Annotated in this window: 18 protein-coding genes; 5 read left to right on the top strand and 13 right to left on the bottom strand. The window is 55.7% G+C overall.

Annotated elements, in window-relative coordinates; translation table 11 throughout:
* Nucleotides 1–18: 18 nt before the first annotated feature.
* Both speE and IV493_RS14505 read right to left on the bottom strand, forming a co-directional pair.
* Nucleotides 19–882 (bottom strand): polyamine aminopropyltransferase, encoded by an 864-nt coding sequence (gene speE, locus IV493_RS14510; RefSeq protein WP_195857338.1) that lies wholly within the window; start codon nucleotides 880–882, stop codon nucleotides 19–21.
* A 102-nt stretch (nucleotides 883–984) separates the two neighbouring features.
* Complete coding sequence (locus IV493_RS14505; protein ID WP_003854673.1) at nucleotides 985–1332, bottom strand: YacC family pilotin-like protein; 348 nt, start codon at nucleotides 1330–1332, stop codon at nucleotides 985–987.
* Between the two features lie 181 nt (nucleotides 1333–1513).
* Between IV493_RS14505 and cueO the strand changes: the two genes are divergently transcribed.
* Entirely contained in the window at nucleotides 1514–3109 is a 1596-nt protein-coding gene (gene cueO, locus IV493_RS14500; protein WP_195857337.1) for a multicopper oxidase CueO, read from the top strand.
* Here the strand turns inward: cueO and IV493_RS14495 are convergent, their stop codons facing one another.
* Nucleotides 3110–4393 carry a cystathionine gamma-synthase family protein gene (locus IV493_RS14495; RefSeq protein WP_013356809.1) on the bottom strand — a complete coding sequence of 428 codons (1284 nt, stop codon included), beginning with the start codon at nucleotides 4391–4393 and terminating at the stop codon, nucleotides 3110–3112.
* A 235-nt stretch (nucleotides 4394–4628) separates the two neighbouring features.
* Between IV493_RS14495 and hpt the strand changes: the two genes are divergently transcribed.
* A complete protein-coding gene (hpt, locus tag IV493_RS14490; protein WP_013356810.1) occupies nucleotides 4629–5165 on the top strand; it encodes a hypoxanthine phosphoribosyltransferase in 537 nt (178 codons plus the stop codon).
* 81 nt (nucleotides 5166–5246) lie between these two features.
* Here the strand turns inward: hpt and can are convergent, their stop codons facing one another.
* Nucleotides 5247–5903, bottom strand: coding sequence for a carbonate dehydratase (gene can, locus IV493_RS14485; RefSeq protein WP_033784496.1), 657 nt, complete (start codon nucleotides 5901–5903; stop codon nucleotides 5247–5249).
* Nucleotides 5904–6011: 108 nt separating this feature from the next.
* Here can and IV493_RS14480 point away from each other — a divergent pair, with 108 nt between their 5' ends.
* From IV493_RS14480 to IV493_RS14470, 3 genes are all read left to right on the top strand, one after another.
* The gene (locus IV493_RS14480; RefSeq protein WP_033781901.1) at nucleotides 6012–6941 is read left to right on the top strand and encodes an ABC transporter ATP-binding protein; all 930 of its coding nucleotides are present in this window, start codon (nucleotides 6012–6014) and stop codon (nucleotides 6939–6941) included.
* Entirely contained in the window at nucleotides 6938–7708 is a 771-nt protein-coding gene (locus IV493_RS14475) for an ABC transporter permease (protein WP_013356813.1), read from the top strand. Before IV493_RS14480 ends, IV493_RS14475 begins: the two co-directional genes overlap by 4 nt.
* A 423-nt stretch (nucleotides 7709–8131) precedes the next feature.
* Nucleotides 8132–9145, top strand: a complete 1014-nt coding sequence (locus tag IV493_RS14470; protein ID WP_013356814.1) for an acyltransferase family protein — start codon at nucleotides 8132–8134, stop codon at nucleotides 9143–9145.
* Nucleotides 9146–9214: 69 nt separating this feature from the next.
* Here the strand turns inward: IV493_RS14470 and panD are convergent, their stop codons facing one another.
* The 9 genes from panD to thpR form a co-directional block, all read right to left on the bottom strand.
* A complete protein-coding gene (gene panD / locus IV493_RS14465; RefSeq protein ID WP_013356815.1) occupies nucleotides 9215–9595 on the bottom strand; it encodes an aspartate 1-decarboxylase in 381 nt (126 codons plus the stop codon).
* Nucleotides 9596–9642: 47 nt separating this feature from the next.
* Nucleotides 9643–10497: a pantoate--beta-alanine ligase gene (gene panC / locus IV493_RS14460; RefSeq protein ID WP_013356816.1), complete on the bottom strand. Its 855-nt coding sequence runs from the start codon at nucleotides 10495–10497 to the stop codon at nucleotides 9643–9645.
* 15 nt (nucleotides 10498–10512) lie between these two features.
* Complete coding sequence (panB, locus tag IV493_RS14455; RefSeq protein ID WP_013356817.1) at nucleotides 10513–11307, bottom strand: 3-methyl-2-oxobutanoate hydroxymethyltransferase; 795 nt, start codon at nucleotides 11305–11307, stop codon at nucleotides 10513–10515.
* A gap of 83 nt (nucleotides 11308–11390) precedes the next feature.
* Nucleotides 11391–11876 (bottom strand): 2-amino-4-hydroxy-6-hydroxymethyldihydropteridine diphosphokinase, encoded by a 486-nt coding sequence (folK, locus tag IV493_RS14450; RefSeq protein WP_195857336.1) that lies wholly within the window; start codon nucleotides 11874–11876, stop codon nucleotides 11391–11393.
* Nucleotides 11873–13291: a polynucleotide adenylyltransferase PcnB gene (pcnB, locus tag IV493_RS14445; protein WP_218832235.1), complete on the bottom strand. Its 1419-nt coding sequence runs from the start codon at nucleotides 13289–13291 to the stop codon at nucleotides 11873–11875. Before pcnB ends, folK begins: the two co-directional genes overlap by 4 nt.
* Nucleotides 13292–13377: 86 nt before the next feature.
* Nucleotides 13378–14256: a tRNA glutamyl-Q(34) synthetase GluQRS gene (gluQRS, locus tag IV493_RS14440; protein ID WP_195857335.1), complete on the bottom strand. Its 879-nt coding sequence runs from the start codon at nucleotides 14254–14256 to the stop codon at nucleotides 13378–13380.
* Between the two features lie 73 nt (nucleotides 14257–14329).
* Complete coding sequence (gene dksA / locus IV493_RS14435; protein WP_008925615.1) at nucleotides 14330–14785, bottom strand: RNA polymerase-binding protein DksA; 456 nt, start codon at nucleotides 14783–14785, stop codon at nucleotides 14330–14332.
* Nucleotides 14786–15032: 247 nt separating this feature from the next.
* Nucleotides 15033–15737 (bottom strand): DNA/RNA nuclease SfsA, encoded by a 705-nt coding sequence (sfsA, locus tag IV493_RS14430; protein WP_195857334.1) that lies wholly within the window; start codon nucleotides 15735–15737, stop codon nucleotides 15033–15035.
* Nucleotides 15715–16272 (bottom strand): RNA 2',3'-cyclic phosphodiesterase, encoded by a 558-nt coding sequence (gene thpR, locus IV493_RS14425; protein ID WP_061061637.1) that lies wholly within the window; start codon nucleotides 16270–16272, stop codon nucleotides 15715–15717. Before thpR ends, sfsA begins: the two co-directional genes overlap by 23 nt.
* Nucleotides 16273–16295 lie beyond the last annotated feature (23 nt).

Raw genomic sequence — 16295 nt, 5'->3', positions numbered from 1 at the left:
CCCCTTAAAAATGCACTGTCAGCACGCGGCCGATAGCGCATTTAACAGATATTGTGGCAGGGCAAAGCTGCCGGTATGGATCGCTGGTGTGTAGTAACGGCAGGTCAGGCCAGCAGCCTCGAAACGCGCTTGCAGGGTGGCGGTATCGAGCTGGCGCAGCGCCGGATTATCGCTCGCCCAGGCAAAGGTCATGATGCCGCCGTAGTAGGTCGGAATTGCCGCCTGATAGAAACTGACATCCGCAAAGTAATGGCCCAGCTTGCGATGGCTGTTGATGGCCTCATCCTGCTGCAGGAAGCAGACGCCATTCTGCGCCACGAAGATGCCATTTTCATTAAGGGCCGCTTTGCAGCCGGCATAAAATTCGGAGGTAAACAGACTCTCGCCCGGACCAATCGGATCGGTGCAGTCGGAGATGATGACATCGAATTTTTCCTGCGTCTGATTAACGAAGTTAACCCCGTCATCGATCACCAGCGTAAAGCGCGGATCGTCATAGGCGCCTGCGCTGTGGTTCGGCAGATACTGGCGACAAAAGGTCACCACGCCTGCATCGATTTCCACCATGGTAATCTTTTCGATTTCCGGATGACGTGACACTTCACGCAGCATGGCGCCGTCACCACCGCCGATGATCAGGACGCTCTTCGCCGCGCCGTGCGCCAGCAGCGGAACGTGGGTCATCATTTCATGATAGATAAATTCGTCGCGTTCGGTGGTCTGCACCACGCCGTCCAGCGCCATTACGCGGCCCATCGCGGCATTTTCGAAAATGATTAAATCCTGATGCGCAGTCTTTTCACGGTACAGTTCTTTATCGACCGTGAAATACTGGCCAAAACCGGCATGAAGGGTTTCATACCACGTTTCATTATGGGCCATGGTGCTCTCCTCTGATGACATCGCCATGAAGATGGGCGGCACATGATAGCTAACACTGACCGTGGTTGCACGGTCAATGTCCGGCAGCAGAGGGCAGAGTAATTACCTGACGTAGGCCAGCAGGCTCAGTGAATCGCGGGCCAGTGACTTGCACTTTTTGTCGTTGGTGATGGCGATGCCACTGAGATCGCGATAGCTGTCTTCACCCAGCGCTTTCATGTTGTAGTTGCTGTAGTTGCTTAAATCCCAGCGGTTCTGCTGAGCAAAAAAGACCAGCGCTTTGCGAATCTGTGCGTCCGGTAAATCCTGATAGCCACAATCATTTTTCAGATAAACGAAAACCGCCGTGAGATCGGCCAGATCTTCCGCTTCGGATTCGCTCAGGGCAAAACTGGTGGAGGAGAAGCCAAGGAGTCCCGTCAGCAGCAGGATCCTGATACTTTGCTTCATAGTCGTTCTCTTCAATGGATATTACTCATGACGTTAGCACAGTTATTCTCAGGTTTTCGATTAATTTGGCGCTGTGAGCCGCTGCACCGCCTTTTTTCATCAGATTCTCACGGCTAACACTTGACCTTCCCATAAGGTCAGGGTTTAGGCTGTGCGCTCTGATGCCACAAGGATGATCACCATGCAACGTCGCCACTTCCTGAAACTCACCGCCGCACTGAGTGCAGCCGGAGCCTTACCGCTCTGGAGCCGTTCGCTGATGGCAGCCACCCGTCCGCTGCTGCCGATTCCGTCACTGCTGGAAGCGGATGCCAGGGGCAGCTACAGCCTTACCGCGATGCAGGGCACCACGCAGTGGAACGGCAAAGCCGTGCCGACCTGGGGCTATAACGGCAGCCTGCTGGGACCGGTGCTGAAGTTGCAGAGTGGCAAACCGGTGACGGTGAATATCCATAACCGGCTCAGCGAAGCGACTACCCTGCACTGGCACGGGCTGGAAATCCCCGGCGCGGTAGATGGCGGTCCGCAGGCCGTGATTGCGCCTGGTGCTTCGCGTCAGGTCTCTTTTACCCCTGACCAGCCCGCTGCCACCTGCTGGTATCATCCGCATCTGCATGGCAAAACCGGGCATCAGGTCGCACAGGGACTCGCGGGACTGATTCTGCTGGAAGATAAGGAGAGCGGCACGCTGCGCCTGCCCACGCAGTGGGGCGTGGATGATGTGCCACTGATTTTCCAGGATAAACAGCTGACCAAAGATGGGCGCCTTATCGATTATCAGCTCGACGTGATGCGCGCGGCCGTGGGCTGGTTTGGCGACATGATGCTGACCAACGGCGTGCAGTATCCGCAGCATGCGGTGCCGCGCGGCTGGCTGCGTCTGCGTCTGCTGAACGGCTGTAATGCCCGTTCGCTGCACGTTGCCGCCAGTGATAAACGTCCTCTTTATGTGATCGCCAGCGACGGTGGCCTGCTGGCTGAGCCGGTGAAGCTCGACACACTGCCGATCCTGCCGGGCGAGCGTTTTGAGGTGATGATCGATACTTCTGACGGTAAAGCGTTTGATCTGGTGACGCTGCCGACGGATCAGATGGGCATGACGCTGCCGCCGTTTGACCAGCCGCTGCCGCTGGTACAGATCCTGCCGCTGCGGGTGATGGCCAGCGCCACGCTGCCGGATAAGCTGGCGACGCTGCCTGCGCTACCCGCCACCGACGGACTGACGACACGCTGGCTGCAACTGATGATGGACCCGCAGCTGGACCAGCAGGGAATGCAGGCATTAATGCAGCGCTACGGCAAGAAAGCGATGGGCAAGGGCGGTCATCATTCGATGCCGGAGAAAACGGCTGACGAGCCGATGCCGCCAATGGAAAACATGGAAGGGATGGATCACAGCATGCACGGCATGGCGAAGCCCGCCGTTTACGATTTCCGCAACGGCAATAAGATCAACGGCCAGGCCTTTGATATGACGAAGCCGTCATTTGCGGTGAAGCTGGGTGATTATGAGAAGTGGACGATTTCAGGGGAAGGTGACGCCATGCTGCATCCGTTCCATATTCACGGCACCCAGTTCCGCATTCTCTCCGAGAACGGCAAACCGCCCGCCCCGCATCGGCAGGGCTGGAAAGATATGGTGAATGTCGACGGCTGGCGCAGTGAAGTGCTGGTGCGCTTCAACTATGTCGCCGCCGCCGAACACGCTTACATGGCCCACTGTCATCTGCTGGAGCATGAAGACACCGGCATGATGCTGGGCTTTACTGTAAGCTGATTACGCCTGATCGAGCGCCAGCCTGATATCTTCAATCAGGTCACCGGCGTTCTCGATGCCAATCGACAGCCGCACCGTGGCGTCCGTGATACCAATACGCTGACGCACCGCCTGCGGCACGCCGGAGTGGGTGGTGCTGCCAGGATGGCTGGCCAGCGACTCGGTTCCACCCAGGCTCACCGCCTGTTTAAACAGCGACAGCGCATTGAGAAAACGGAACGCAGCAGGCTGATCGCCGACGATATCAAACGAGAAGGTCGAACCTGCGCCGCTGCACTGTTCGCGATACGTTTTCCCTTCGGCGCTCTCCGCATCCAGATAGGGCAGCCAGTGCAGCTTCGCCACTTTCGGGTGATCGCGCAGAAACGCCGCGACCGCTTCTGCATTGTGAAAGGCTTTCTCCATCCGCAACGATAATGTTTCCAGTGAGCGGCTGAGCATCCAGCTTGAGTGCGGATCCAGCTGCGTACCGATGGCGCTGCGCAGGGCGCGTACTTTCGCCATCAGCGCCTTACTGCCCATCGCCGCGCCCGCAATCAGGTCAGAGTGACCGCCCACATATTTGGTCAGCGAGTAGAGCGAGAGATCCGCGCCCAGCGTCAGCGGCTGCTGGAACAGCGGGCCGAGCAGGGTGTTATCACAGGCGATAATTGGTCGTGAACCCTGCTGCTGGTCAATCTCATCGGCGATGCGCGCCATCAGGCGGATATTGACCAGGCTGTTGGTGGGATTTGCGGGTGTTTCAATCAGGATCACCGCCACCCGGCCCTGGGCCATCGCCTGCTGAGCGGCTTCACGCACTTTGACTTCATCATTCCCGTCGCTGAAACCAACCGCTTTAATATCCAGATTGTGCAGCGTTTTGCTGAGCAGCGTTTCGGTGCCGCCATACAGGGGCTGCGAGTGCAGGATCACCTCGCCCGGGCGGGCAAACGTCAGCAAGGCCGTGGAGATGGCGGCCATACCGGAAGAGAAGAGCGAACAGCTCTCCGCCTGCTCATAAACCGCCAGCCGGTCTTCAACAATTTCGCTGTTAGGATGGTTAAAGCGGGAGTAGACCAGCCCACCCGATTTACCTTCCGGCGGCTCACGACGACCAGAGACATAATCAAAGAAGTCCCGCCCCTCTTCGGCGCTGTTAAAAACAAAGGTTGAAGTCAGAAACACCGGCGGCTTCACCGCACCTTCAGAGAGGCGGGGATCATAGCCATAGTTCAGCATCTGGGTTTCGGGGTGCAGCGGCCTGTCGCCGATATGCGTCTTTTTGCTTGATGATGAAGTCATTGTGATCTCCGGCCAGCGGCGCGAGTAGGGTAACGATCTGTTGGATAAAGGCTACCACGCAGCGAATCATGCTGGTAAATGCCAGAATGTTCTAAGGTAATGCGCATTTCAGCCAGCCGCCGGCAGCAGGGAATAATTTTCACGACGTAATCGTTTGCTCAGGAGCCGGCAGAGCCCTCATAGCTGCGTCTGTGGTAGACTTCGGGGCTTTTCTGACGTAACCGGGCTGAACGCAATGAAACACACTGTTGAAGTGATGATCCCTGAAGAGGCAATCGCCACGCGCATCGCTGAACTGGGCAAAGAGATTAACGAGCACTACCGCGACAGCGGCAGCGATATGGTGCTGGTGGGGCTGCTGCGCGGCTCATTCATGTTCATGGCTGATCTCTGTCGCGCCATTGATGTGCCGCATGAAGTCGACTTTATGACGGCATCCAGTTACGGCAGCGGCATGTCCAGCACGCGTGATGTGAAAATCCTGAAAGATCTGGATGAAGACATTCGTGGCAAGGATGTGCTGATCGTCGAAGATATCATCGACTCCGGCAACACCCTGAGCAAAGTGCGTGAGATTCTGCAACTGCGTCAGCCAAAATCACTGGCGATCTGTACCCTGCTGGATAAGCCAGAGCGCCGTGAAGTTGAAGTCAATGTCGAGTATGTCGGCTTTGCCATTCCGGATGAGTTCGTGGTGGGCTTTGGTATCGACTACGCTCAGCACTATCGCCATCTGCCTTACATCGGCAAAGTGGTGCCGCTGGAATCCTGATACTGCTCTGACCGCACATTCTTCCAAGGCCTGCACCCGATGCCTGGTGTAGGCTATGTCGCGCTTTACGCCGCGATCGGCTCAGGCCTCGCCGTTCATCTGCAGATTAGCAATGCCGTGACGATAGCGCTGTTCAAGGATCTCCCGGCTGTTTGCCGTGACATCCAGGTTACGCAGACAGCCATCCTGAATGCCGTAAACCCAGCCGTGCAGGGAGACATCCTTGCCACGTTTCCAGGCTGACTGGAGGACGGTCGAGTGCCCCAGGTTATAGACCTGTTCAATAACGTTGATTTCGCACAGTTTGTCCAGGCGCTTATCCGGCGGAAGTTCCCCCAGCAACACGCTATGCTTGTACCAGAGGTCGCGGATGTGCAGCAGCCAGTTGTCGATTAACCCCAGCTCCGGGTTATCCATGGCCGCCTGCACGCCGCCGCAGCCGTAGTGGCCGCATACGATAACGTGTTCCACTTCCAGCACTTCGATAGCGTACTGCACCACCGACAGACAGTTCAGATCGGTGTGGATAACCAGATTGGCAACGTTGCGGTGAACGAAGAGCTCGCCCGGTTCCAGTCCGGTCAGGCGCTCGGCAGGGACTCGGCTGTCAGAGCAGCCAATCCACAGGAAGCGCGGTTTTTGTGCCTGGGCGAGCCGCTCAAAAAAGCTGGGATCTTCTTCAACCAGCAGTTTTGACCATTCGCGGTTGTTTCTGATCAGGGTATTGATGTCTGTCATGGCGTTGAGCGACCGGTTACTGCGCAAAGTGCGCGCGCGTACTATATGCCAGGGCCTGATAAATTTAAACGGCATTGCAATGCCATCAAAACAGGGTATGGATGCAGAATGACTTATGCACTGGAACTTTCCCGGCTGACCAAGACCTATCCCGGCGGCGTGCAGGCGCTGAAGGGCATCGATCTTAACGTTGAAGCGGGTGACTTTTATGCACTGCTGGGGCCAAACGGTGCCGGTAAATCGACCACCATCGGGATTATCAGTTCGCTGGTCAATAAATCCGAAGGTAGTGTGCGGGTGTTTGGCTACGATTTAGAAAAAGATGTGGTGAATGCCAAGCGCCAGCTCGGCCTGGTGCCGCAGGAGTTTAACTTCAACCCGTTTGAAACGGTGATGCAGATCGTCGTGAATCAGGCGGGTTACTACGGCGTTGAGCGTCGCGAAGCCAATGAGCGTGCGGAAAAATATCTGAAGCAGCTCGACCTGTGGGGAAAACGCACTGAGCGTGCGCGCATGCTCTCCGGCGGGATGAAGCGCCGTCTGATGATCGCCCGAGCACTGATGCACGAGCCAAAACTGCTGATTCTGGATGAGCCGACGGCTGGCGTGGATATCGAACTGCGTCGCTCAATGTGGGTGTTCCTGAAAGATCTCAATGCCAAAGGCACTACCATCATTCTTACCACCCACTATCTGGAAGAAGCTGAGATGCTGTGCCGTAACATCGGCATCATCCAGAGCGGTGAGTTGGTGGAAAACACCTCGATGAAAGAACTGCTGTCCAAGCTCAAATCAGAAACCTTTATCCTGGATCTGGCACCGCGCAGTCCGCTGCCGAAACTGGAGGGCTTCCAGTACCGGCTGACCGATACCTCAACGCTGGAAGTGGAAGTGCTGCGTGAGCAGGGCCTTAACAGCGTCTTCAGCCAGCTGAGTGCGCAGGGTGTGCAGGTGCTGAGTATGCGCAATAAAGCCAACCGTCTGGAAGAGCTGTTCGTTGGCCTGACGACGCAGGGAAAAACAGGAGCAAAAGCATGACACATTTGTACTGGGTGGCGCTGAAAAGCATCTGGGCCAAAGAGGTTAACCGTTTCGCCCGTATCTGGATCCAGACGCTGGTGCCGCCGGTCATCACCATGACGCTCTATTTCATCATCTTTGGCAACCTGATCGGGTCGCGCATTGGTGAGATGCACGGCTTCAGCTATATGCAGTTTATTGTGCCGGGATTGATCATGATGGCGGTGATCACCAACGCCTACGCCAACGTGGCATCATCGTTCTTCAGTGCCAAGTTCCAGCGCAACATTGAAGAGCTGCTCGTTGCACCCGTGCCGACCCACATTATCATTGCTGGCTATGTAGGCGGTGGTGTGGCGCGTGGCGTCTGCGTCGGCATTCTGGTGACGGCCATCTCGCTGTTCTTTGTGCCGTTTCATGTGCACTCCTGGTCGATGGTGGCGATCACGCTGCTGCTGACCGCGATTCTGTTTTCACTGGCCGGTCTGCTCAACGCCGTCTTTGCGCGCACCTTTGACGATATCAGCCTGATCCCGACCTTTGTGCTGACGCCACTGACCTATCTGGGCGGCGTATTCTATTCGCTGAGTCTGCTGCCGCCGATCTGGCAGGCTGTCTCTAAACTGAACCCAATCGTTTATATGATTAGCGGATTCCGTTATGGCTTCCTGGGTATTAATGATGTGCCACTGGTCTTTACGCTCTCGGTACTGGTGGCCTTTATTCTGGTGTTCTACTGGCTGGTCTATGCGCTGATTCAGCGCGGACGCGGACTGCGCACCTGACAATACGTTGAATGGTAAGGGCCACGCTGCAATAAGGGCGTGGCTTTTTTTTGGTGAGTGAAAAACAACCCGAACTACGGTTCTCCCTGGCCTTAAAAACGATGTTAAGATCTGCCTGGTCATTTCTTTTCTGTCTCTGAACCCGCTCACGGCCTCGCTTTCATCCTTTTTCACAAAAAGTAACCCTAAGTATTATCTGATAATAATCTGTCATCTTTCGCTATCTTAATGATTCTTAACTGTTAAATATTTTTTAAGAATAGGCTTAAAGGCTGGCTGTTGTTTATTTGATTATGAATTATCAAAATACCGCCTGAATAAAGTTATTCCTCTGCTCAGGGATGAACGGGTGGGTTAAGAGTCTTCTTAATAAGCAAAATGGCATCTTAAACAGGGCCAGTTTTTAATCAAAGGCAGGAAAAGATGAATCGTATAACGTGGATCGATAATCTGCGGGGATTGAGTATTCTCGCAATTATTTTTTTGCATAGCACTATTGCCGTACATAATAATGCCGGACATTTTACCGCCTTCAGCAGCCTGTTAAATGAGATGCTGGCACCGGTAAGACTGGGGCTGATGTTCTTTGTTTCGGGTCTGTTTGTCGATGCCGGATTAAGAAAAGGCCTGGGTCCTTTTTTTAATAACAAAGTACGCAGTATTCTCTATCCGTTTGTGGTCTGGGTGGCGGTCTATGGCGGGTTAAAGATCCTGTTCAGCTCAATGGCAAATACGCCGCAGTCACCGATGAATATTATTCTCTCCCACCTGACCGGCGGCGGGGATATGACCTGGTTCCTGCACTCGCTATTTATCTTCTTTATCGTGATTATCTTTGCCCGCCACCTGCCATTCCTGCTGGTGTTTGCTATCTGTATGGCGCTGAGCTGGGCGCTGCCGGCCATCGATCCGGATGGCGTATTTGCCAGCTTCGACAATACGCACATCAACAAATCGCTTTATCTGTTTGTCTTTTTCTACCTGGGCGATTACGTGGTACGTAAGCAGGTGGATATCGCAGAGAAAGTACAGCATGGCCCGACGCTGTTAATCTCAGCGATCAGTTTTGTGCTGCTCTCCTGCCTGAATATCTTTATTCTGGAGCGTCATTCCCAGGCGTTATTATCACCGCTTGCACTCTTATCGGTGCCATTCTTTGTCTGGATTGCGCTGAAGCTGAAATCTGAGCTGGTCTACTACATTGGCGTCAATTCTATCGTCTTCTACCTGTCGCATTATCTGGCGATTCAGTTCTTCAGTAAGATTGTGAAGTTTGAAAGTCCGTCAGCCTGGGTGAATGACCTGAAATTCATTTCGGCGTTTCTGGTGGCGCTGGCGCTGCCATTGACAATATGTCTGATGAGAAAACGCGGCTGGTTTAATTTCCTCTTTACGATGAAAAAGTCATCGAAGCCGATGACAACCAAAGCGGTTTAATTGCAGAAGCAGAAACAAAAAGGGCCGCCCATGTTAATGGCGGCCCTTTTTTATCAGCTGATCGATTAATCAGGCAATTTGTACCGGCAATGCTTTCGCCAGACGCTTCATCTGGTTGTCACCTTCAAAATAGGCGACTTTAGGCTGCCACTGACGCGCGACGGCATCCTCTACCTGCACATAGGAGCAGATAATTAAAATATCGCCTTCGCAGGCGCAGCGGGCAGCCGCACCGTTGACCGAAATAATTTTCGAACCACGCTCAGCCGCGATAGCGTAGGTGGAAAAGCGCTGACCGTTAGTGACGTTATAAATATCGATCGCTTCATATTGCAGAATGCCGGAAGCATCCAGGAAATCCTGATCGATAGCGCAGGAGCCTTCATAATTGAGGTCCGCCTGCGTCACTTTTACGCGGTGCAATTTGCCTTGCAGAACTGTGCGAATCATAGCCAGAAACCTTATCAGAGAAATAAAATAACCTGCAGCGGGCGTACTTACAGCGTCAGGTCAACAGTTTGATTATCAATCAGTCGGGCTTTACCCAGCCAGGCGGCCATCAGCACCACCGCACGCTGGCTGTCCACCGTCAGCGGCTGCAGCGTTTCCGCATCACAGATTGCCAGGCCATCAGGACGCAATCCCTGTGCCAGCAGCGCCTCGCTGGCTGTCTCGATAATCTCTTCAATGTGACGCTCGCCGTTCTCAAGTCGCTGAGCCATCTGATGCATCACCTGGCTCAGCACCGGGGCCAGTTTGCGCTCATCGGATGTCAGGTAGCCGTTGCGTGAACTCAGTGCCAGGCCATCTTTCGCCCGCACGGTTGGCACGCCAACAATCTCAATGTCGAAGCCCATATCAGCCACCATCTTACGAATGATAGCCAGCTGCTGAAAATCCTTTTCACCGAAACAGGCAATATCGGGCTGCACCAGATTAAACAGTTTGCTGACGATGGTTGCCACGCCGCGAAAATGGCCTGGACGCGTTGCCCCTTCCAGCAGGGAAGAGAGCACCGGCACCTCAACAAAGGTCTGATTCTGCGCGCCTTGCGGATAGACTTCAGCCGGTGACGGGGCAAAGACCACGTCAACCTGGTGGCGGTTCAGCTTTTCACAATCTTCCTGCAGCGTGCGCGGGTAGCGCGCTAAATCATCGGCGCGATCGAACTGCATCGGATTGACAAAGATCGAGACAATGACGATGTCGCCGCGCGCCCGGGCTTCATCCACCAGCGTCAGATGGCCTTCATGCAGGTTGCCCATGGTCGGCACCAGCGCAATGCGTTTACCCTGCTGGCGCCAGCGACGGACTTCCTGGCGCAGCATCAGCAGCGTTTCAATGATCAACACGGTGACTCTCCTGAATTACTGGAAACTGTGCTCTGCCGCCGGATAGGTTCCGGCCTCGACTTCGGCGATATAGTGGCGAATCGCCGCGCGAACGTCGCCGGTCTCCGCCAGGAAATTTTTGGCAAATTTGGGAATATGACCGCCGGTTACGCCCAGCGCGTCATGCATCACCAGAATCTGACCATCGGTCACGTTACCGGCACCGATGCCGATCACCGGGATGGTAAGCGCCCCGGTGATCCGCTGCGCCAGCGACACCGGCACGCACTCCAGCACCATCAGCTGTGCGCCTGCCGCTTCCAGCGCCAGGGCATCGGCCAGCAGCTGATCGGCACCGGCCTCATCACGGCCCTGCACTTTATAGCCGCCAAAAATATTCACCGACTGCGGGGTCAGCCCAAGATGACCGCACACCGGCACGGCGCGTTCGGTCAGCATCTGTACGGTCTCTGCCAGCCAGCTGCCGCCTTCCAGTTTCACCATATTGGCACCGGCACGCATCAGCTGTGCGGCACTCTCAAAGGTCTGCTCTGGTGTGGCATAACTCATAAAGGGCAGGTCGGCGAGCAGCAGGGCCTGGGGCGCACCACGGCGCACGGCGGCGGTGTGATAGGCGATGTCGCTGACCGTAACCGGCAGGGTGGAGTCGTGCCCCTGCACCGTCATCCCTAAGGAATCACCAACCAGCAGCACCTGAATGCCTTCATCGGCAAACAGGCGGGCAAAACTGAAATCGTAGGCGGTCAGCGTCGCGAATTTTTTACCGCTGGCTTTCGCCTGACGCAGATGTGAAATCGTGGTGGGTTTCATGGCGCTCTCAACTCAGGAATTCTGATGGGCGCAGTTTACTGGATAGCGTGAAAGAGCGGAATCAGAGATGTGCGTTTGTCTGATCAGTCGTGCCACAGCACGATGTTGCTGCTGCCGAGGGTGGCCAGAACGGTGCTGAGTGCGCGGCCATCGGGCAGGCGGGCATCGGGCGCAATCGCCAGCAGGGGCACCAGCATAAAGGCGCGATTCAGCAGGTCGTAGTGCGGCACAATCAGCCGCTCAGTGTTAATAACTGCGTCGCCAAACAGCATGAGATCGATATCCAGCGTGCGCGGTCCCCAGCGTTCTTCCTTGCGTATCCGGCCATGATCCCGCTCAATCTGCTGGGTATGGTCAAGCAGGGCTTCAGCGCTGAGATCGGTTTCCAGCGCCACGGCGGCATTGAGAAAATCGGGCTGATCGGGCGGGCCATAAGGCGGCGTGCGATAGAATGGCGAGGTCGCGATGCATTGCGTCTGCGGCAACGCATCCAGTGCTGTCAGCGCTGCATCAACCTGATGCAGCGGATCGGCCAGATTACTGCCTAACGCGAGGTAAACCCGTGTCATGACACGTTTTGATTGTCACGACGTGGCGCGGAAGAGCGGCGGCGCGGACGGCGCGATTTATTGCGCGGCACCGGATCGTCACCCAGATTATTCAGCATGTTTTTCTGATGCGGCGGCGCAGCGACCTGGAATTCACCCCACCACTGACTCAGACGCAGCAGTTCCGGATTGTTTTCCACTTCCGCGCGCAGCGCCAGCAGATCGTATGCGGCGCGGAATTTCGGATGCTCCATCAGTTTCCAGGCGCGTTTACCGTGACGGCGTGACATGCGTAACTGCAGCAACCAGATATCGCGGATCAGCGAGGTAATACGTTTTGGAATCGCCAGCGCACGGCAGGCTTCGTCCAGCGTATCGTTCATCGCCATCGCAAAGGCTTCGAAGTAGGTCAGGCCACTCTCCTGCGCAATGCGTTCGGCCGCCTCAAGCTGCGGATACCAGAACATCGCTGCAAACAGGAACGCCGGATTCACGCGCATGTCGTTATGAATGCGGTTGTCGGTGTTTTTCAGCACCTGTGCCAGCATCCGCTCCATGTGGCTGTCACTGTTTTCCGTGAAGTTGCGCGCCAGCGTCGGGAACAGCGGCTGGAACAGCTGATATTCACACAGCTTCAGATACGTGCTGTAGCCATAACCCGCCTGCAACAGCTTCAGGGACTCTTCAAACAGGCGCGCAGGCGGGATATCACGCAGCAGCGAGGCCAGACGGGGAATCGGCTCGGCGGTTTCCGGCGCAATGCTCATATTGAGCTTGGCGGCAAAGCGCGCGACGCGCAGCATGCGCACCGGATCTTCGCGGTAGCGGGTTTCCGGATCGCCAATCAGGCGAATGATACCCTGTTCGAGATCGCTGATGCCGCCAACGTAGTCGCGCACGCTGAAATCAGCCACGCTGTAGTAGAGGCTGTTGATGGTGAGATCGCGACGCTGGGCATCATCTTCGATAGAGCCGAAGATATTGTCGCGCAGCAGCATGCCGCTCTGGGCGCGCTGCGAACTGTTGCGATCTTCCGCAATCTCTTCAACCTGATGATGACCACGGAAGGTGGCGACTTCGATCACTTCCGGGCCAAACATCACGTGTGCCAGCCGGAAACGGCGACCGACCAGCCGACAGTTGCGGAACAGCTTGCGCATCTGCTCAGGCGTGGCGTTAGTGGTCACGTCGAAATCTTTGGGTTTTTGCCCCAGTAGCAAATCGCGCACGCCACCGCCTACCAGATAGGCTTCATAACCGGCTTTGTTCAGGCGATAGAGCACTTTGAGGGCATTTTCGCTGATGTCTTTACGTGAGATGGTATGGCTTTCACGAGGGATGATGGTCATCAGACGCTCTGGTTCAACCTCTGCTGGGGCTTCCTCTTCATCACGCTTCAGGACTTTCCGGCAAAAATTAGCTACTCGGGTAAAAATGGGACACCTCGACAGTGGCAATTAGGGTGTAGGTAAAATCAGCGGCTAATCATAGCCTGTTGAGAACCGTTTGAGAATGCTGTTGTCTATGCATCCGGTTTCAGGGCGTTCTGTTGCGGCATCAAAGCGATATTCCACTGTGACACCGCGTCAGACAGCAGTTTGTCCTGCGTTAAGTCCTGCCAGCCGCCTGAAACAGGCTGTCCGAGGAAGCGTAATGCCGCTACCAGCAGGGGTCTGGCATCGCCATCGGGCAGCGAAGGCGCATGATTCTGCTTCGATAACTTATTGCCATCGTGATTAAGCGCCAGCGGCAGGTGCAGCCAGGCCGGCACCGGCCAGCCAAACTGCTGATAAAGCGCAATCTGCCGTACCGTCGGCTCAATCAAATCTGCGCCGCGCACCACTTCGGTAATGCCCTGAAAATGGTCATCGACGACCACCGCCAGGTTGTAGGCAAACAGGCCATCGCGACGGTGAATAATAAAATCTTCCTGTGCAAGACGGCTGTCCGCCTCTACGCGCCCGCGTAATCGATCGTCAAAGGCAAAGACCGGCGCATGCTGGCGTAAACGCAGCGCGGCATTCTCTGGTCCGCGTTGCCGTTCACGGCAGTAACCATCATAGAAACCGCCAATCTCCTGAATGCGACGTCGGGGACAGGTGCAGAAATAGCTCTGACGATGCTGCTGCAGCCAGGCCAGTGCGTCACGATAGGCCTCGTGACGTTGCGACTGCCACAGTACCTCGCCATCCCACGTCAAACCGTAGTGTTCCAGCTGATGCAGAATGCGGCTGGCGGCACCCGGCACTTCCCGTGGCGGATCGATATCTTCCATTCTCACCCGCCAGATGCCGTTTTGCGCGCGCGCGCTCAGGTAACTGCCCAGGGCAGCAATCAGCGAGCCAAAATGAAGTTCACCAGAGGGAGAAGGGGCGAAGCGACCAATGCAGGAAGGTGACATAGGGTTCAGAAGTGACCACGCAGCGGACAACACAACGGTTTTTCCACTGCGTGGTAACAGGCTGGACGCGACATTAGCCGGCCATTTGTTTCTCACGAATTTCTGCTAACGTCTTACAGTCGATGCAGAGATCGGCAGTAGGACGTGCTTCGAGACGGCGGATACCAATCTCAACGCCACAGGAATCGCAATAACCGAAGTCGTCGTCTTCGACTTTCTTCAGCGTCTTCTCGATCTTTTTAATCAGTTTACGTTCGCGATCGCGGTTACGCAGCTCCAGGCTGAACTCCTCTTCCTGCGCGGCACGGTCAACCGGGTCCGGGAAGTTAGCGGCTTCATCCTGCATGTGCGATACGGTACGATCGACTTCGTCCCGCAATTGATTACGCCAGGCTTCCAGAATCTTGCGAAAATGGGTCAGCTGCGCGTCGTTCATATACTCTTCGCCAGGCTTAACCTGATAAGGCTCAACGCCAGCGATAGCGAGAATACTCAGGGACGATGTTTTACGGTTTTGACCTTCTTGCATGTTGCTTCTCCTGGATAACACGCACTATACCCTCTGACTTACGTCCCGCAGGGGCGTTACTGCCGGCCTGCATCTGACGTCTGCGGGGTACATCGATCCCCCATTGGGGAAAAAAACAGGCCGCTATAAATAACAGAAGCAGTCAGGGTTGGCAATTCTTCATGAACACACCTTGACAAGCCTGTGAGGAACAGCGTAATCAGCCCTTAGCTCAGAACATTCTTACCACATAAAATTGCAAAAGATATTACATGGTTACGTTGATTGGCGATTTAAGAAACATTCCCTCTGCCGATAAGTCTGCCTGATACGCTAAAACCTCTACACCTTCCCGTTGCGCCTGAGCCAGTTGTTCTGCATACGCCGCATCAATGTGGCGTGCCGGGGAAACGTCCTCAATCCCCGAGTGCAAAACGGCAAACAATAAAACGGCCCGATGACCCTCTGCCGCCACTGTCGCCAGCTCGCGCAGGTGTTTCTGTCCTCGAATCGTCACCGCATCCGGAAAATAGCCTTTACCTTCATGTAAAAGGGTTACGGATTTCACCTCAATATAGCAGTTGCGCCGTGCCTCTGCTTTGAGCAGGAAATCAATTCTGCTTTTTTCACTGCCATATTTCACTTCCGCCTGTCGATGCGAATAACCGGCCAGCGATGGCAGCTGATGCTGGTCCAGCGCTTCAGCCACCAGCTGGTTCGCGCGCAGGGTATTCACGCAAATCCAGTGGCCCTGTTGCGTTTCGGTCAGCTCCCAGCTGTGAGGGTATTTGCGCGTCAGGCTGTCGGACGTGGAATACAAGACTGTATCGCCCGGCGTGGCGCAGCCGGTCATGGCACCGGTGTTGGCGCAATGAATCGTCAGCACTTCGCCTTCTGGCGTCTCGACATCGGCCAGGAAACGTTTGTAACGGGTGATCAGGCGGGCGGATTTAAGGGGCGGAGAGAAGTGCATGCGGATCCTGAGACGTTAATGGCCAGCTGGCCAGCGCGCGGTAGCGGGTGCGGCCCCGGGCATAGTCAGAGGCGAACAGTGAAAAGGTGGAGACGCGAAAACGCCAGTGAAAGCCGCGTGGTGGCAATGCAACCGGCTGGGTGGCCTGGCGTAACAGCGTGATGTGCGGATGAAACGGCTGCGGGCTTTGATAACAGCCATGCCGGGCAGCCTGCGCCCGCAGCAGGCTGGCGAGCTGCAGCAGGCCGCGAGGCGCGCGCTGGCAGCCGAGCCAGACCACGCCGGGACGCGGCCAGTGCCCGGCATCATCCAGATCGAGATCGAAACCGGGCTGGACGATGCGGGAAGCCAGCGTCTGCAGGCGCTGTGAGGTTTCCGGTGCGACCTCACCCAGAAACGCCAGCGTCAGGTGCAGATTCGCTGCGACCACAGGCTGACCTGCCTCTGCAGGAAAGGTGTCGGCCCGCCAGCGCACCAGCTGTTGCTGCATTTCGTCAGGCAGGCTGATGGCAAAAAATAAGCGTTGTGTCGCCATGGCGCTCTCCGGCAAATATCACG

Source organism: Pantoea sp. SM3640, assembly GCF_015654165.1.
GTDB classification, from domain to species: Bacteria; Pseudomonadota; Gammaproteobacteria; order Enterobacterales; family Enterobacteriaceae; genus Pantoea; species Pantoea vagans.
Note: the sequence above shows the minus strand (reverse complement) of the source record. Positions and strands in the feature narration are given on the sequence as shown.

Bases quoted from the DNA above. Each gene is read 5' to 3' on its own strand.
- speE (WP_195857338.1), bottom strand. From the start codon at position 882: ATGGCCCATAATGAAACGTGGTATGAAACCCTTCATGCCGGTTTTGGC.
- IV493_RS14505 (WP_003854673.1), bottom strand. From the start codon at position 1,332: ATGAAGCAAAGTATCAGGATCCTGCTGCTGACGGGACTCCTTGGCTTC.
- cueO (WP_195857337.1), top strand. From the start codon at position 1,514: ATGCAACGTCGCCACTTCCTGAAACTCACCGCCGCACTGAGTGCAGCC.
- IV493_RS14495 (WP_013356809.1), bottom strand. From the start codon at position 4,393: ATGACTTCATCATCAAGCAAAAAGACGCATATCGGCGACAGGCCGCTG.
- hpt (WP_013356810.1), top strand. From the start codon at position 4,629: ATGAAACACACTGTTGAAGTGATGATCCCTGAAGAGGCAATCGCCACG.
- can (WP_033784496.1), bottom strand. From the start codon at position 5,903: ATGACAGACATCAATACCCTGATCAGAAACAACCGCGAATGGTCAAAA.
- IV493_RS14480 (WP_033781901.1), top strand. From the start codon at position 6,012: ATGACTTATGCACTGGAACTTTCCCGGCTGACCAAGACCTATCCCGGC.
- IV493_RS14475 (WP_013356813.1), top strand. From the start codon at position 6,938: ATGACACATTTGTACTGGGTGGCGCTGAAAAGCATCTGGGCCAAAGAG.
- IV493_RS14470 (WP_013356814.1), top strand. From the start codon at position 8,132: ATGAATCGTATAACGTGGATCGATAATCTGCGGGGATTGAGTATTCTC.
- panD (WP_013356815.1), bottom strand. From the start codon at position 9,595: ATGATTCGCACAGTTCTGCAAGGCAAATTGCACCGCGTAAAAGTGACG.
- panB (WP_013356817.1), bottom strand. From the start codon at position 11,307: ATGAAACCCACCACGATTTCACATCTGCGTCAGGCGAAAGCCAGCGGT.
- folK (WP_195857336.1), bottom strand. From the start codon at position 11,876: ATGACACGGGTTTACCTCGCGTTAGGCAGTAATCTGGCCGATCCGCTG.
- gluQRS (WP_195857335.1), bottom strand. From the start codon at position 14,256: ATGTCACCTTCCTGCATTGGTCGCTTCGCCCCTTCTCCCTCTGGTGAA.
- dksA (WP_008925615.1), bottom strand. From the start codon at position 14,785: ATGCAAGAAGGTCAAAACCGTAAAACATCGTCCCTGAGTATTCTCGCT.
- sfsA (WP_195857334.1), bottom strand. From the start codon at position 15,737: ATGCACTTCTCTCCGCCCCTTAAATCCGCCCGCCTGATCACCCGTTAC.
- thpR (WP_061061637.1), bottom strand. From the start codon at position 16,272: ATGGCGACACAACGCTTATTTTTTGCCATCAGCCTGCCTGACGAAATG.